A 15201-nucleotide genomic window follows, 5' to 3' on the forward strand; every position below is an offset into this window, starting at 1 on the left:
CCAGGGCGGTGAAGATATCAAAGACCCGTTTTCCGGTAAATCGCAATGCGGCTCCGCTTAAGTGAACAGCATTGCGCTCAGGCGGGGCTTTTTGTTTGTCCCCTTGCCCGTGGAACCGTGATGGATCTCATTGCCCTCTCCCGCCTCGGCGGTCGCCATCTGGTGACCCTGCATCTGCTGCTCGACACCCGCAGTGTCACCCGCAGCGCCGAGCGCCTCTGCACCACCCCCTCCACCGTCAGCAAGACCCTCAACCAGTTGCGCGAACTGCTGGGGGATCAACTGCTCTACCGCCAGGGCAATCAGTTGCTGCTGACCCCGTTTGCCGAACGCCTCGGCCCGACGCTGCGCCGCCTGCTGGGGGAGCTCAACGGCCTCACCAGCCAGGAAGGATTTGCCCCTGCCAACTGGCAGGGGGAGCTGAACCTGGCGATGCGAGAGAGCAGCATGATCTGGCCCATGGGGGCCGTACTGGGTCAGTTGATGCAGGAAGTGCCGGGGCTGATGCCCGTCGTGCGTAACAAGGACGAGCAGGGACTGGCTGCTCTGGCGGCGGGCAAACTCGACTTCGTGATCCTGCCCCACGATCAGAGCCAGCCCGGGGTCAATCAGCCCGGCCTCGTCTGGGAAACCTTGCGGGAGGACGAGCTGGTCTGCCTGATGCGCGCGGATCATCCGGCGTTGACGCGCCCCTGGGATCTCGATGCCTACCTGAGCTGGCGCCACATCGCCATTCGCGATCAGGAGCTGGCCGATCCCTTCTTCGAGCAGAGTCTGGCCCAGCGCCAGGTACGGCGCAGACTGGGGGCCACCCTCCCGGATTTTGGCAGCGCCGCCGCCCTGCTGCGCCAGAGCGATCTCATTCTCACGGCCGTGAAGGGCTGGGCTACCCGCAATGCTGTTCACTTAAGAGAATTTGAGTTCCAGTCCACGTAGTATCAGGGCTAAAAATGAGGGAGGCATGATGCCTCCCTCTTTCTATTGCAAGCCACGCTGGATAAAGGCTGAAGGAACATCGACTGGAAACAGCCTTGCTCCCCCAACTCAAGTCGCATTTATGAATAATTAGTCAAAAATGTGCTTATCTGAACAGCATTGTGGGCTACCCGGGCTTGTACCCAGGGGCTGGTGAGCCGCCCTGTCCCCTTCGATTACGGCGCAGTGAGCCACAGCCTGGTGTGGTATGGCCCCCTGGGGGAAGATCCCGCCCTGCGCTGGTTCCGTCAGCGCATCCTGCAACTGGCCCGGGAGCTGGACGCCCCACAATGATGCCTGGCGGCAGGACTCAGGGCTTCTTGGTATAGATGGGGCCTGGGAAATAGGTGACGTTGTTGCCCAGTTCGGTGATGCGGGCGGCCCCCTGCTTGCGCACCTGATCGACCCGCAGCACGTGGTGCATGGGAATAAGGGTGCGGGTGACGTCGGCAAATTCGCTCTTCAGCTTCTCGTGGCTGGGGTCGACGATGAGCGCCGTGTGGTTGTCCCACACGAAGTGGGCGATCTCGATGAACCCGAACAGCTGGCCCTGATTCACCTCTCTTACATAGACTTCGTAACGCTCGCTGTGACAAATGAACTGCACTCGATAAAGGGCGTTGGATTCACTCATGGGTATCTGTTGGTGATGGACGGTTTGCCCATTCTAGCCGTCCCCTCGGACAGCCCCTATAGACAGAGTTCACAGTTGCGTCATATCGGGTCACAGCCTCCCTACGTGCCGCAGAGCTCAGATCGCAGGCAGCATCACCGACCCAAACCCCTTGGCCTTCAATGCGTTGGCAAGCACTGTCAGATCAGCCGACCCGGCTTCTGGCCATGACAGCGCCTCCCCTCGCACCCCGTGGTGGCGAAAGCCGTTGAGGCGGATGGGCACGGGCCCCAGCGACAGCAAAAAGGTCGTCAACGCCTCCTCCAGCGCGCCAGTGGCGTCGAGAAAATCGCTCCGCCCCGGCACCAGCAGCAGCCGCACCTCCGCCAGCCTGTCATGGGCAGCCAGCCAGCGCAGCGATGCCAGCACCCGCTCGCGGCCCCGCCCGGTCAGGGCCAGATGCACAGGCTCTCGCCACCCCTTGAGGTCTATCATGGCGCCGTCCAGCACCGGCAACAGCCGCTGCCAACCCGTTTCCCCCAGGGATCCGTTGCTGTCGAGCAGGCAGGTGAGACGGGCCAGATCCGGCGCAGCCTTGATGGCCGTGAACAGGGCGATCACGAAGGGCAACTGGGTGGTCGCCTCCCCGCCGGAGACGGTGACGCCGGTGAGCAGCGGGCCATAGCGGCGCAGCAGGGCCAGCACCTCGGCCACCGACATCTGGCGCGTCTTGGGGTTGGCACTGCGCGGGCAGGCCTCCAGACAGGCGTCGCAATCGGTGCAGAGCGCCTCCTGCCAATGAACCTTGCCCTCGCTCATGGCGAGGGCGCCACTCGGGCAGACCGCAAGGCAGTCGCCGCAATCGTCGCACAGCCTGATAGTGTGGGGATTGTGGCAGCCGGGGCAGCGGAAGTTGCAGCCCTGCAAAAACAGCACCAGCCGGTTGCCCAGCCCGTCTACGCAGGAGAAGGGCAGCACCCTGCTCACCAGGGCGCTGCGCGTCAGCAGAGCTTCATCCATCGGACCTGGCTCAGTACTGACTGATGGTCGACTCATTGGCGACCACTCGTGGCGTCCGCTGGCGGATCCCGGTCAGCTCGCTTGCCTCGGCGCCGAGGCAGGTGGTCTGCAGCCGCGAGCCTTCTGCCGCGAAGCAGGCCACATCGCGCTTGCGGATCATGTAGCCGGTCACCCGCACCAGATCGCTGTCGGCCACGTTGGCACTGAACTCGCGCATGCCGATGGCGAGCGCCCCCTTGCAGAGCTGCAGCAGTGCCTGCGGATTCTGGCGGATGGTGGGATCCAGGGTCAGGATCTCGCTGATCCCGGAGTGATAAAAGCCGTGGTGGGGCGCCAGGGCCAGCAGGTGACTGGCGGGATCCGGCTCCTCGCCATAGGGGATCCGTACCCCCGGAGTCACCCCCCTGTCCACGCTGAGTCCCCCCTGGGCGTGGAGCAGGGCGCGGCTGCCCCAGGCATGGGCCTGGCCCCTCCTGGCCACCCACTCGGAGAGGCGGGCCGAGATGCGATAGCCAAGCTGGTTGGCCTCATCGTCATGGCCATAGCGCCACGGCAAGCCTCCCTTTTCCATCAGCAGGTTCACCGCCTCCGCCATGCCAAAGATGCCGAACATGGGGACGAAGCGATCCTCATCCAGCAGCCCCTCCTTGACCAGGAAGCTGTCGAAGAAACCGGACTCCTCGTGCAGGAAGGCGGCGCGCACCGCGATCAGCTGGGACGTGAGACGGCAGTAGTGGGGCAGCAGACAGCCGAGGAAATCATCGATCCCCTGTGCCTGCTCGGCGACTCGCTTGAGGGAGATGCGCACCAGGGTGTTGGCACCACCGGCCTGCGGCAGGGCGTTGTAGCAGCTGACGATGCCAAAACCACGCAGGTCGAAGGTATCGCGATGGATCGGGTAGTTGGCGATGTGCGGCTTGCTGCACTCGGCGATATTCTTCACCGCCAGCAGCAGCAGATCGTCGGGAGTCTGCTCCGGATCGTGGAAGAAGGTGAGATTGGGGGCCACCTGCTGGAGTTCCCTGTCGATGCGCAGGATCAGGCGGCAGATCCGGTTGTCGTCGGGGCCAATGTTGACGTGCATGAAGGCGTCCGGCAGCACCCGGTCCAGATAGATCCAGAACCCTTTCAGCTTGCGGTAGAGAGTCTCGTCAACCAGCTCGCCGACAAAGGGGAGCAGCAGCTAATCGAGGCGCCCCAGCCAGACCGGCATCCCGGTGACGGAGGGCACGTGGTGGTAGAGGATGCGCAGGGCATAGAGGGCCTCGTCGAAGTCCCGCGGCGGCGCCAGCTCCAGCCAGGCTGAGCCCTGGCGCAAAAACCGCGCGTAATCCGGCAGCACGTAGCGCGGCTTGTAGGGGGCGTGGCTCTTCTGGGCCGGTGACAGCAGTGGGTCGCGCACGATGCGCTGGCAGGTTTCGGTGAAGGACATGGCTCGCTCCTCGGCGGGTGGAACCAAAATCCTCACACTTGAGAGGCCTTTTTTGAAGTGACATTCCCAACAGGGCGGATATCCCATCAAGACATCCGCCATGCCGGATCACGGCACGCCCTTCACCAGGGCCAGAACAGAGCCACTCCCCCCAGCCAGCGCAGCAGAAAGAAGCCCCCCATGCCGACGACCACCACCACCAGGGTAGGCAGGCGCAGCAGGGTCAGCACCGTCACCAGCAGGGTGGCGGCCAGGTAGTCCGGATCCCAGTCCAGCCCGTGGCCGGGCTCATAGCTGAAGACAATGGGCAGCCAGATGGCGGTCAGCACCGACTGGGCCGAGAAGCTGAGGAAAGCCCCCATCTCGGCCCCCGGCTGATAGCGGGTCAACCGCGAGAAGAAGGCAAAACGGTTGAAGAAAGTGATCAGGGCCAGCAGCCCTATCATCAGCCAGCCCATGATCACCTCCTTATCCGATGCAGCACATAGCCCACCACCATGCCGGCCAGGGCCGAGACGATGATGTGGATCTCCGCCAGCAGCGGCTTGGTGACGAGCGCCGTCCCGCCGCTCACCAGGGTGGCCGCCACCATGGGCAGGTTCTTCATGGCGGGGAGCGTCATGGCGATAAAGGTGGCGGCGATGGCAAAATCCAGTCCCATCTTGTCCAGCCCCTCGATGTACTGGCCGGCGGCAATGCCGAGCAGGGTCGCCAGGTTCCAGAACAGATAGAAGACAAAGCCCGCGATGAGCGCATAGGCGGGATTGAAGGCGCCGCTGCGCTCCCTCTCTTTCAGCGCCACCGCAAACATCTCGTCGGTCAGGAAGAAGGCGAGGCTGGCCCGCCAGCGCAGGGAGAGCGGCAGCACGTCGCGCCGGAAGGTGAAGCCATAGAGCAGATGCTGGGAGGTGATCACCATGGTGGAGCCCATGATGGGCAGCAGCGGCGTCCCCGCCCCGAACAGGGTGGTGGCCGAGAGCTGGGCCGCCCCCGCATAGACCAGCAGCGACATCAACTGTGCCTGGAGCGGGCTCATACCCGCCTGAAGCGCCAGGGCACCGCACAGTATCCCCCAGGGGATGACGGAAATGGAGAGCGGGAGCATATCCAGAGTGGCGCGCCACCAGAGCGCCCCCGTGCGCTCGGGCGCAGGGAGGCGGGTTTCCGACATCATGGGATCATCCTTGTCACAGCCAATGCGAACCGGAAAAACTAGCACGGCGCAGGAGACAGTGTCACGTCATGGTCTGCGACAAATGCAACGCCCGCATGAGAGCGGGCGTTGGCAGGCGGGATCAGGGCTCGATGATGATGGGGGTGCCGGGCTCGATGGCGTTCCAGATCTCGTCCATCTCGTGGTTCAGCACCGCAATGCAGCCATTGGTCCAGTTGGACGGCTGCACCCTGCGATCCCCCAGGCTGTTGCGCTGGCCGTGGATCATGATCATGCCGCCCGGGTTCACACCCAGCTCGTTGGCGCGCTTGATGTCGTCCAGATTTGGGTAGTTGATGTGAATGGCCTTGTAGAAACCGGAGTTGCTCTTCTTGTAGTCCAGGGTATAGCGACCTTCCGGGGTACGCTGATCCCCCTCACGCTGCTTGTGTCCTTTGGGAGCCGGGCCCAGGGCAATCCAGTAGCGCTTCACTTCCTTGCCATCCTTCATCAGGGTCAGGCTGTAACTCGACTTCTTCACCACCACCATATCGGCGGACAGAGTGGCAAAACTCAACGCGGGCCACAGCCCCAGCAAACACAGCAATACGGCTCTCACTATCCATCCCTCTGCGAGCCTTCTGGGCTCTCTTGTTAGCAAATCATCTGAATGTCGCCACTCTCTGGTGGCGAGCGAGCGCCATGATATGGGATCGCCGTGAATACTCAATATATCGGGAGAAACATATCTGTGGCCAGCAGGGGGAAATGGCCGTCAGCCCGCCATGCAGACACCCTGCCAAGGGCAGGGCGTCGCCTCTTGCCCGCAACCGGGCGCCTCAGCGCAGGTCGTCAAGGCCAGGAAGATGGCGCAGGGAGAAAAACCAGCGGGCAGCGCCGCAGCCAGGGACACTCAAGCCTGTCCACCACCAATCCAAGGCTGGCGCCATGGGGTCAGGCCATCTCAACCCACAAAAAAGAGCCCCTGATGGGGCTCTTTTGACGGTGCAACACCGGGCTCAGGCCTGGGTCACTGGTTCGGCGGTCTCAAGGCGCCGGATCCAGGCCTCGAAGTCTGCCAGCATGCGCGCCTCGGACTCGCTGTTGTCGGCGATAAGCTCGGCCCCGTGCACCACCCGGATATGGGCGTCGAGGGGCGTCCCCTCCCCTGCCGGTGGGCGCTGCCGCGCCGCCGCCATGCACGTCTGTGCCTGTTGCCACGCCTCGGCGGCACTCCGGTTGCACTCCTCTGCCAGCGGCACCGCACTGAAACCCTCGCCGGTGAGGCTCTGCAGCGTCTCGTCATGGGTCATGCCGTTGCCCGGTCCCCAGTAGTGGGCGGCCAGATCCGGTCCGATGCGCGGGTTGTCGGTGAGGTAGCCGTCGCGTTTCAAGAAGTAGGCGCGGGTCTGCTCCACCGCCATCAGCGCCAGCAGATAGCCGTGATAGGCGCAGGCCGACTCCTGGTTCAGAAGGTGCGGGATGGCCAGCAGCGGGCGCGGGCTCTCCACCCCCAGGATCTTGCGCTCCCAGCGGCGGGCCAGTGCCAGCACGGCGGCCGGGGTACGCTCGCTCTCTGCCATGGCGTAGAGATCCCGCTCGAAGTAGGCCACCAGCGCGATCTGGCGCTCGTTGAAGGCGCGAAATGGCTGGCGCGCTTCAATCATTGCCTGGATAAGCGCATCGGGGATGGGTTCTCCCGCCGCGTTTCTGGCGTAGCGCTTGAGCCAGTCCGCATCGTCCAGCAGGCTGTCGCAGAACATGGACTGGGTCTCGGCATAGGCCATGGAGGTGGGCGGGAACTCCTGGGAGAAGCAGGGGGCGTTGCCGGTAACGTTGGCAAAGTGCGCCGCGTGGCCTCCCTCGTGGAACAGGGTGTTGAGCCCGCTCCAGCCGCTGCCCACCTGGGCCGGATTGGCCAGGCTGGTGAAGTTGACCACCGCCGGCACCCACTCCCCTTCCTGCCAGAAGCTCGGCACCGGGCCGTGACAGAAGCCGTTCTCGTATTTTCCCTCCCGGGTCAGCAGATCCAGGGTGAGGGTGGCACCGCGGTACTGGATGCCGAGGCGGCGGAAGCTCTCGACCCAATCCTTCAGCGCCCGGGAGAAGGGCACGTAAGGGTCGAGCTGGCGAGTCACGTCGCCGCTCACGCTGTAGCGCAGGTTGTGGGGCAGCAGGGCTGCTTCCCCCTTGGCCGCTTTCAGCTCCGCCAGACTCTGGTGCAAGCGGGCATCGGTGCGGGCGATGAAGTCGTCAAGAATGGCAAACAGCTGCGCCGGGCTCATCTGCTCGTTCTTGTGCACCTTGTATTCGAAGTAGTCGCGATAGCCCATGGCACGGGCGAAGCGGTTGCGCAGCGCGACGATGTCAAGATAGCCGTTGTCGATCACCCACTGCTCCAGGGTGTGGAACATGGCGAGCGCGCTCTGGCGCACCGCCTCGTCGCTGCTGGCGGCCAGCGCCGTGCTGGCGGCGGGCAGACTGCCAGGCACCTGGCGGCCCTGCTCATCCAGCAAGGTCAGCTTCAGCCCCTTGCGACGGGCGAAGAGATCCGCCTCGGCGGCCACCAGCTCGTCCATCAGGGCGGAGGCACCGGGATCTTCGATGACGTTGCACTCGAAGAAGGCGATCCAGCCCCCCAGGCCGCGCCTGAGATCCGCCTCTTCGGCCTGCATCTCCCGCAGCACCGGCAGGCGGGCAGGATCGGCACAGAACCCCTTGTAGGCCTGTTCGGCCGCGGTGAAGCCTGCCTGATCGTCGCTGGTGCCCATGTAGGTGGACCAGAACAGGTCCTCCTTGCGTCTGTGCACCTGCAGGTAATCGGCATTGAGCTGGTTGAGATAATTCCTGGCAATGGAACTCATAACTTCCCTCTTGTTATGGGGCGACCACGGGGGCGCCCACTCCTTTTTGGTGAAATGCCAACCCATTCACACTTCTTGCAAATGGAGCAGACAAATTGTGCGCCGGGATGCGCGCCATCACGCTATCAAAAGCGAGGGTTTCTGTCTGCTGGCTATACTGGTTGTCAAACTTCTCAATTGGCTGTTTTCCACCGCAACCCATTGAAAGTTAATGGCATGTTAAAAATAACAACAATCTGGTCCGGCCGGCAGTTCGGCCACAATCAGACCCGCATGGGAAAGTAAGGATAAGTCTATGTTCAAGCTCGGTGATATTGCCGTGAGTCGCAAGCTGATGCTGCTGCTCTCACTGGCCCTGGTCGGCTTCATCGCACTGCTGCTCATCTCGGCCAGTGCCCTGCACCGCAATCTGATGAGTGAACGGGAAGCCAGGCTGCAGGCGGTGCTGGATCTGGCCATGAGCCGGATCCAGGCCCTGGCCGCCACCCTCCCCCCGGAACAGGCCAAGGCACAGGCCAAGGCCATGCTCGACAGCATGCGCTTTGACGGGGACAACTACCTGTTCGTGCTGGATGAAGATCGTCGAGTGGTGGTGCATCCCGCCAAACCCGAGCTGGTCGGCCAGCAGATGGGCAACAACCCTGCCGAGTCCCACTGGCAGCACATGGTGGATCTCGGCAAGGGCGGCCACCAGGGCAGGCTGGAGTATCAGTGGGTCTCCCCGTCCGGCGAGGTGGCCCAGAAGATGTCGCTGGTGACGGGCTACCAGCCCTGGGGCTGGATCCTGGGCTCCGGTGTGTTGTTGCAGGACATTGAGGCCACCATGTGGTCGCAATATGAGTGGATGGGTGGCGCCACCTTGCTGGTGATCCTGTTGATGGGGCTGCTGGGACTCGCCATCAGCCGCTCCATCGTCAATCCCCTGGCCGAGATCAACAAGGCCATGGCCCGGGTCGCGGCCGGCGATCTGGTGGTCAGCATCCCGGTGCTGGGCAGGGATGAGCTCGGCACCGTCGCCAGCTCCACCAACCAGGGGCTGGATGCCATCCGCCGCGCCCTGCTGGAGGCGAGCCAGGGGGCCCGCAACGTGGCGGATGCCGCCCTGCGCATCGCCGCCTCCGCCGAACAGACCAACCAGGCGGTCAACAGTCAGCGGGATCAGCTCGCCCAGCTCGCCACCGCCATGAACGAGATGAGCGCCACCATCGCCGACGTGGCGGGTCACGCCGAGAATACGGCCCGCGACACCCAGGATGCCACCAGCGAGGCCGGACTCGGCAACCAGGATGTCCATGCCAGCGTGCACGGCATCCAGGCGCTGGCCACCGAGGTGGATCAGGCCACCTCGCAGGTCAACCAGCTCAAGGAGGGAGTGATGCAGATAAGCGAGGTGACGGCAGTCATCAGCGCCATCTCGGAGCAGACCAACCTGCTGGCCCTCAACGCCGCCATCGAGGCGGCCCGCGCCGGCGAGCAGGGCCGTGGCTTCGCCGTGGTGGCCGACGAGGTGCGCCAACTGGCTAGTCGCACCCGCCACTCCACCGAGGAGATCCAGAGTACCATCACCCAGTTGCAGCAACGGGCTGTCACCGCCGCCAACGCCATGGACGCCAGTCGCAAGCTGGCGGAGAGCAGCGTCAACCAGTCCGAGAAGGCGGGGCAGGATCTCTCCCTCATCGTCAATCACATCCAGCACGTGAGCGACATGGCGACCCAGATCGCCACAGCGGCGGAGCAGCAGAGCATGGTGGCGGAAGACATGAACCGCAACGTCAGCGGCATCAACGACTCGGCGCTCGAGATGTCCCAGGCGGCCTCCCAGTTGGCCCAGGAGAGCGAACTGCTGGCCGGTCTCTCCCGAAGCCTCGACGAGCGACTGGCGGTGTTCAAGCTGGGCAACGCCCAAGCCCAGGACAGGATGATGCGACCGACCCAGGCGTCCTCTTCCCGAGCAGGCATGCAACCCCGCCACTGAGTGGCCCCGTGAGCCCCTGCCAGGCTTGCAGGGGCTCCTTTCCCGTCATGGCCACGGGAGCCTCTCCCGGGCAACCCTCTCGCACTGAACCAGCGCGCAGATCCCGACGGAGCCATCTGCCGCTGATGCGCTGCTCCGATGAGATGGCACTGTCAATTTTTACACTTAATTTTTTAACAAAATATAGTCATGATGAGTGGTCGCCACAGGCGGCACCATGATCCTTTCTGTAGTCATTTGGCAAACTGGTTGAAAGGCCAGGACGCAAAGCCTCCGGTCTAAAGACAAGCTGTCCAGGATAGCGGGGTTGCAGCACCGTGTTTCGGGGAACTCCCCTGCCAACGTGACTGCCCACATCACCGAACAGAGGAATGTATGGCAGCAAATATCCGACTCACCCATCTCGCGGCAGCGCTGGCGCTGCTGGCCAGTGGCGGCGTGCTCGCTCACGGCTACATCAGCCAGCCCGAAGGGCGCAACTACCTGTGCAAGACAGGGGGCAACAGCCAGTGTGGCGCCATCCAGTGGGAACCCCAGAGCCTGGAAGCCCCCTCCGGCTTCCCCGATGGCGGCCCCGCCGACGGCCAGATAGCCTCGGCCGGTCACCCCCAATTCGGCGAGCTCAACACCCAGACTCTCGATCGCTGGACCAAGCGTGAAGTGCAGGCCGGTCCCTTCGCCATCAGCTGGACCTTCACTGCCAACCACGTGACCCGCAACTGGCGCTACTACCTCACCAAGCAGGACTGGAACCCGAACCAGCCCCTCACCCGGGATGCGTTCGATCTCAATCCCTTCTGCGTCATCGACGGCAACATGGTGCAACCCCCCAAACAGGTGACCCATCAGTGCACCCTGCCCCCGCGTACCGGTTATCAGGTCATTCTCGGGGTGTGGGAGGTAGGGGATACCGCCAACAGCTTCTACAACCTGATCGACGCCCGGTTCAAGGGTGGTACCCAGCCACCGCTGACCTGGAGCCAGGGAGGGACCATCTATCCCTCCATCGACCTGGTGGCGGGTGACAAAGCCAGAACCCGGGTGTTCGATGCCAATGGCGAGCGCACCGATCTCCAGACCGAGCTGACCATCGCCAGCGCCGGACAGGGCCAGAAGAACAACTGGGCCCACGCCCTGGCGAGCAAGATCAACGCCGAGCAGAGCCAGATCCGTGCAGGCCAGCAAGGTACGGACGGCCAGTTCAACCCCGTCTATGGCCAGAACCCGGTCTACCTCAAGGCTGGCAGCAACCTGCAACGGGTCGAGATCCAGCTTGAGCAACAGCCCCCCCCGGTGGAGAACGGGATCAGCGTGAGCGGTCTGGCGAGCGACTACCCCCTCGACAACGGCAAGCTCACCCTGACTTTCACCGTCACGGCCCAGGGGGATCTCGCCATCACCAACACCCTCTATGACCACGGCGGTGTCGCCAGGGGACAGAGCAGTGCCGACATCAAGGACGGCAGCCAGAGTTTCTCCATGGCGCTGACCGGCTTGAGTGCAGGCCACCATCAGCTAGTGATCGAGGGCAAACCCAAGGCCGGTGGTGACGCGGTGCAGCAGACCCTGGACCTCATGTTCAAGGATCCGGCAAGCGGGGGCGATTACCAGTTCACCTTCCCGGACGGCCTCAAGTCCTACACCGCCGGAACCCGGGTGCTGCAGCCGAAGAACGGCAAGGTCTATCAGTGCAAACCCTTCCCCTACAGCGGCTGGTGCAGCCAGTGGGCGAGCACGGCCACCCAGTATGAACCGGGCGTAGGCTCCCACTGGCAGGAGGCCTGGACAGCGCAGTGATGGGACGTCTCCGACCTGGCGGAAACCCGCTCGGCGTTTCCCGTGCCAGATCAGGTCAACATCAAACAAACGGGGAGCCCATGGCTCCCCGTTTTTCATCCACCCCTCGGTTCAAATCTGGTAATCGAGCAGGGGCTCGTTGCTCATGGCGCGGGCCTGGATCTCCGCCAGCGCCAGCTCGGGGTTGCAGAGCTGGATGAACTGCCAGGCAAAGTTGTGCTGGAACTGCCCCTGCTTGAGGCCGATCCAGGCGGTGTGCGGCGCAAACAACCGACTGCCGTCCAGTTGCACCAGCCCCTTGTCCCGCTGGGAATCGAACGCCATGTCCGCCAGTATGCCCACCCCCATCTCCAGCTCGACATAGGTCTTGATGACGTCTGAGTCCTGGGCGGTCAGCAGGATCTGCGGCACTATGCCCGCCTCGGCAAAGGCATCATCCACCCGTGCCCGACCGGTGAGGCCGGCCTGATAGGTGACGATGGGCCAGTGGGCCAGAGCGGCCAGGGTCAGCTCCCGCTCGGCGGTGAGGGGGTGCTGCTCCGGCACGACGATATTGTGGTGCCAGCGGTAGTAGGGAAAGGCCACCACCCCTTCGCTCTTGTCGAGCTGCTCGCTGCTGATGCCGATGTCCACCTCGCCGGTCTGCACCAGCCGCACTATCTCCTCCGGGCTCCCCTGACGCAGCTCCAGCTGTACCAGGGGAAATTGCTCCCGAAACGCCTTTACTACCCTCGGCAGGGCATAACGGGCCTGGGTATGAGTGGTCGCGATGAGCAGCCGGCCCGAGTCGCGATTGGCAAAAGTGCTCGCCAGTTTGCGGATGTTGTCGGCATCCCCCAGGATACGCTCGGCGATCACCAGCAACTCCTTGCCCGGCTCGGTCATACCGAGCAGACGCTTGCCATAGCGAATGAAGAGGGCGAGCCCCAGCTCCTCCTCCAACTCGCGAATGTGGCGGCTGACCCCGGACTGGGAAGTAAAGAGGGCATTGGCCACGTCGGTCAGGTTGTAATCCCGCCGTGCCGCCTCCCGAATGATTCGCAATTGCTGAAAGTTCACCTCATCGCCTCCTGCGCTGAGTGGCGGTGGCTCGTGCCACCGTCCTCTTGTTATGGATTGCCGGGATCATGGCCCGGCAGCAAGCCTGACAGAGGGCCGCACCTCGCGGCTTGCCCTCAGATCTGGTAGTCGGGATAGAGCTGTGCCTGCCTGGCCACCAGACGCACCCCCTGGCCGGGGGCAAAGGCCCGGGCGGCCTCCTTGCTCAGTTCGGCCTCGTAGTGGGCGCCTCCCGTCTCCCCATCGCCACGCAGTTCCACCCGGATGCGCGGCCCCATGGGCAGCAGGCGGGTAATGGTGGCGCGAATGCCACCGGGGGCATCCGAGGGCAGGATCTCCAGCTCGTGGGGGCGCACATAGGCGATGGCCGCACTCCCTTCTGCCAGATGGGAGGGGATGGGGCCACCCAGTTGCTGTTCACCGATGCCGAGCCCCTGCCCTGCCACCCTGCCACGAAACAGGTTCACGCTGCCAAGGAAGCTGTGCACGAAGGCACTGGCGGGCTGATCATACACTTCGGCAGGGGTGCCAATCTGCTCTACCTTGCCGGCGTTCATCAGCACCACCCGATCCGCCACCTCCAGGGCCTCTTCCTGATCGTGGGTCACGAACAGACTGGTGACATGCAGCTCGTCGTGAAGCTCACGCAGCCAACGGCGCAGCTCCTTGCGTACCTGGGCATCGAGGGCGCCGAAAGGCTCGTCCAGCAGCAGCACCTTGGGCTGCACCGCCAGGGCCCGGGCCAGGGCGACCCGCTGGCGCTGACCACCGGAGAGCTGGGTCGGGTAGCGTGCCGCGACATGGCTGAGCTGCACCAGATCCAGCAGCTCTTTGACCCGGGTGCGGATGGCCGCCTCGTCCTGGCGTTCGCTGCGCGGCTTGACCCTCAGGCCAAAGGCCACGTTCTCGAACACCGTCATGTGGCGAAACAGGGCGTAGTGCTGGAACACGAAGCCAACGTTGCGCTCGCGCACATGGAGATCCGAGGCATCCTCGCCGCGGATGATGACGCTGCCACTGTCCGCCTGCTCCAGCCCGGCGATGATCCGCAGCAAGGTGGTCTTGCCGCAGCCGGAGGGGCCGAGCAGGGCGACCAGCTCACCGTCGTGAAAATCGAGGTTGATGTCGGCCAGCGCCGCGTACTGATTGAAATGCTTGTTGAGCCCTTGAACCTGAATGCTCATGAATGCCTCTCCTATAACCGTTAATTCGGGATCAATGGGACTGGGTCGGTTGGCCGCGCAGCCCGGCCAGCAGGGTCTCACCCAGCAGGGTGAAGATCCCGAACAGCGCCAGCAGGCTGGCCACCGCGAAGGCGGCACCGGTCTGGTACTCGTTGTAAAGGATCTCGATGTGCAGCGGCAGCGTGTTGGTCTGGCCGCGAATGTGGCCGGAAACCACGGAGACAGCGCCAAATTCCCCCACCGCCCGGGCGGTACAGAGCAGCAGGCCATACATCAGACTCCAGCGGATGCCGGGCAGGGTCACCCGCCAGAACATCTGCAACCCGCTCGCCCCCAGCATGATGGCGGCCTCCTCTTCCTCCGGGCCCCGCGCCTCCATCTGGGGCAGCAGCTCGCGTACCACGAAGGGCACAGTGATGAAGGTGGTCGCCAGGATGATCCCCGGGGTAGCGAAAATGATCTTGATGTCGTGCTCGCTGAGCCACTCGCCGAACCAGCCGCGACTGCCGAACAGCAGCACGAACATCAAGCCCGCGATGACCGGCGAGACCGAGAACGGCAGATCGATGAGGGTGATAAGCAGTTGCCGGCCAGGGAAGCGGAACCGGGCGATGGCCCAGGCGGCGGCCAGCCCGAACAGCAGGTTCAGGGGCACCGAGCAGAGCGTCACCAGGGCGGTCAGCCCCAGGGCACTCAGGGCATCCGGCTCGCTGATGGCGTGCCAGAAGAAGGCCAGACCCGGGCTCAGCGCCTGGATGAAAACGGTGGCCAGCGGCAACAGCAGCAAGGCGGCAAACCAGCCCAGACCGACTGTGACCAGCAGCCATTTGACCCAGACCGGTTCATGGGTCACCGGGGGATGACGCGCCGGGGTGGCCGGAGCGGACTCCTGAGCCTGATCGAGATGTGCAGTAGAGGCGTTCATATACGGCTTCCTCCGATGCGAGCCCAGCTCCAGGCTTGCAACTTGTTGATGAGCAACAGCAGCACAAAGGAAATGAGCAACATGACGGACGCAATGGCCGATGCACCGGCGTAGTCATACTCCTCCAGGTGATACCAATCGGATTAAACATTAGGTCAGTTTTATCCAATCTCGGCTACAAAGTGACATCACCCGCTCCACATC

At 63.8% G+C, this 15201-nt stretch carries 13 protein-coding genes, 2 pseudogenes and 1 riboswitch; of the genes and pseudogenes, 4 read left to right on the forward strand and 11 right to left on the reverse strand.

Going from position 1 to position 15201, the window contains the following annotated elements:
* The first annotated feature begins 120 nt into the window (after window positions 1–120).
* A complete protein-coding gene (locus OKC30_RS15070) occupies window positions 121–936 on the forward strand; it encodes a LysR family transcriptional regulator (RefSeq protein ID WP_442865606.1) in 816 nt (271 codons plus the stop codon).
* A gap of 159 nt (window positions 937–1095) precedes the next feature.
* Entirely contained in the window at window positions 1096–1269 is a 174-nt protein-coding gene (locus OKC30_RS15075) for a hypothetical protein (protein ID WP_442865699.1), read from the forward strand.
* A 16-nt stretch (window positions 1270–1285) separates the two neighbouring features.
* Here the strand turns inward: OKC30_RS15075 and OKC30_RS15080 are convergent, their stop codons facing one another.
* From OKC30_RS15080 to OKC30_RS15110, 7 genes and pseudogenes are all read right to left on the reverse strand, one after another.
* A complete protein-coding gene (locus OKC30_RS15080; protein WP_160838842.1) occupies window positions 1286–1609 on the reverse strand; it encodes a DUF1820 family protein in 324 nt (107 codons plus the stop codon).
* A gap of 117 nt (window positions 1610–1726) precedes the next feature.
* Entirely contained in the window at window positions 1727–2608 is an 882-nt protein-coding gene (locus OKC30_RS15085; RefSeq protein ID WP_160838840.1) for a YjjW family glycine radical enzyme activase, read from the reverse strand.
* A gap of 10 nt (window positions 2609–2618) precedes the next feature.
* Window positions 2619–4040, reverse strand: a pseudogene (locus OKC30_RS15090) (YjjI family glycine radical enzyme).
* 122 nt (window positions 4041–4162) lie between these two features.
* Window positions 4163–4498 (reverse strand): AzlD domain-containing protein, encoded by a 336-nt coding sequence (locus OKC30_RS15095; RefSeq protein WP_010672834.1) that lies wholly within the window; start codon window positions 4496–4498, stop codon window positions 4163–4165.
* 2 nt (window positions 4499–4500) lie between these two features.
* Window positions 4501–5214 carry an AzlC family ABC transporter permease gene (locus tag OKC30_RS15100; RefSeq protein ID WP_160838838.1) on the reverse strand — a complete coding sequence of 238 codons (714 nt, stop codon included), beginning with the start codon at window positions 5212–5214 and terminating at the stop codon, window positions 4501–4503.
* A gap of 121 nt (window positions 5215–5335) precedes the next feature.
* Complete coding sequence (locus tag OKC30_RS15105) at window positions 5336–5812, reverse strand: L,D-transpeptidase family protein (protein ID WP_029313677.1); 477 nt, start codon at window positions 5810–5812, stop codon at window positions 5336–5338.
* A 400-nt stretch (window positions 5813–6212) separates the two neighbouring features.
* Window positions 6213–8057, reverse strand: coding sequence for a M3 family metallopeptidase (locus tag OKC30_RS15110; RefSeq protein WP_160838836.1), 1845 nt, complete (start codon window positions 8055–8057; stop codon window positions 6213–6215).
* A 295-nt stretch (window positions 8058–8352) separates the two neighbouring features.
* On the opposite strand from OKC30_RS15110, the gene OKC30_RS15115 reads away from it, so the two are divergent.
* Complete coding sequence (locus OKC30_RS15115; RefSeq protein ID WP_160838834.1) at window positions 8353–10032, forward strand: methyl-accepting chemotaxis protein; 1680 nt, start codon at window positions 8353–8355, stop codon at window positions 10030–10032.
* A 229-nt stretch (window positions 10033–10261) separates the two neighbouring features.
* Window positions 10262–10347: riboswitch (cyclic di-GMP riboswitch) on the forward strand.
* Between the two features lie 60 nt (window positions 10348–10407).
* Entirely contained in the window at window positions 10408–11829 is a 1422-nt protein-coding gene (gbpA, locus tag OKC30_RS15120) for an N-acetylglucosamine-binding protein GbpA (RefSeq protein ID WP_160838832.1), read from the forward strand.
* Between the two features lie 111 nt (window positions 11830–11940).
* On the opposite strand, the gene cbl is transcribed toward gbpA, so the two are convergent.
* The 4 genes and pseudogenes from cbl to OKC30_RS15140 form a co-directional block, all read right to left on the reverse strand.
* Window positions 11941–12888 carry an HTH-type transcriptional regulator Cbl gene (gene cbl / locus OKC30_RS15125; RefSeq protein WP_010672828.1) on the reverse strand — a complete coding sequence of 316 codons (948 nt, stop codon included), beginning with the start codon at window positions 12886–12888 and terminating at the stop codon, window positions 11941–11943.
* A gap of 116 nt (window positions 12889–13004) precedes the next feature.
* On the reverse strand, window positions 13005–14072 hold the full coding sequence (locus tag OKC30_RS15130) for a sulfate/molybdate ABC transporter ATP-binding protein (protein WP_270809664.1): 1068 nt from the start codon (window positions 14070–14072) through the stop codon (window positions 13005–13007).
* Between the two features lie 31 nt (window positions 14073–14103).
* Window positions 14104–14997, reverse strand: coding sequence for a sulfate ABC transporter permease subunit CysW (gene cysW, locus OKC30_RS15135; protein ID WP_160838830.1), 894 nt, complete (start codon window positions 14995–14997; stop codon window positions 14104–14106).
* Window positions 14994–15128 (reverse strand): annotated as a pseudogene (locus tag OKC30_RS15140) (sulfate ABC transporter permease subunit CysT); the annotation flags it as partial. The pseudogene OKC30_RS15140 and the gene cysW, both read right to left, overlap by 4 nt.
* Window positions 15129–15201 lie beyond the last annotated feature (73 nt).

Source organism: Aeromonas sp. QDB18, assembly GCF_027705325.1.
In the GTDB taxonomy this organism is placed as follows: domain Bacteria; phylum Pseudomonadota; class Gammaproteobacteria; order Enterobacterales; family Aeromonadaceae; genus Aeromonas; species Aeromonas caviae.

Bases quoted from the DNA above. Each gene is read 5' to 3' on its own strand.
- OKC30_RS15070 (WP_442865606.1), top strand. From the start codon at position 121: ATGGATCTCATTGCCCTCTCCCGCCTCGGCGGTCGCCATCTGGTGACC.
- cysW (WP_160838830.1), bottom strand. From the start codon at position 14,997: ATGAACGCCTCTACTGCACATCTCGATCAGGCTCAGGAGTCCGCTCCG.
- OKC30_RS15130 (WP_270809664.1), bottom strand. From the start codon at position 14,072: ATGAGCATTCAGGTTCAAGGGCTCAACAAGCATTTCAATCAGTACGCG.
- OKC30_RS15115 (WP_160838834.1), top strand. From the start codon at position 8,353: ATGTTCAAGCTCGGTGATATTGCCGTGAGTCGCAAGCTGATGCTGCTG.
- OKC30_RS15085 (WP_160838840.1), bottom strand. From the start codon at position 2,608: ATGGATGAAGCTCTGCTGACGCGCAGCGCCCTGGTGAGCAGGGTGCTG.
- OKC30_RS15110 (WP_160838836.1), bottom strand. From the start codon at position 8,057: ATGAGTTCCATTGCCAGGAATTATCTCAACCAGCTCAATGCCGATTAC.
- OKC30_RS15100 (WP_160838838.1), bottom strand. From the start codon at position 5,214: ATGATGTCGGAAACCCGCCTCCCTGCGCCCGAGCGCACGGGGGCGCTC.
- gbpA (WP_160838832.1), top strand. From the start codon at position 10,408: ATGGCAGCAAATATCCGACTCACCCATCTCGCGGCAGCGCTGGCGCTG.
- OKC30_RS15095 (WP_010672834.1), bottom strand. From the start codon at position 4,498: ATGGGCTGGCTGATGATAGGGCTGCTGGCCCTGATCACTTTCTTCAAC.
- OKC30_RS15080 (WP_160838842.1), bottom strand. From the start codon at position 1,609: ATGAGTGAATCCAACGCCCTTTATCGAGTGCAGTTCATTTGTCACAGC.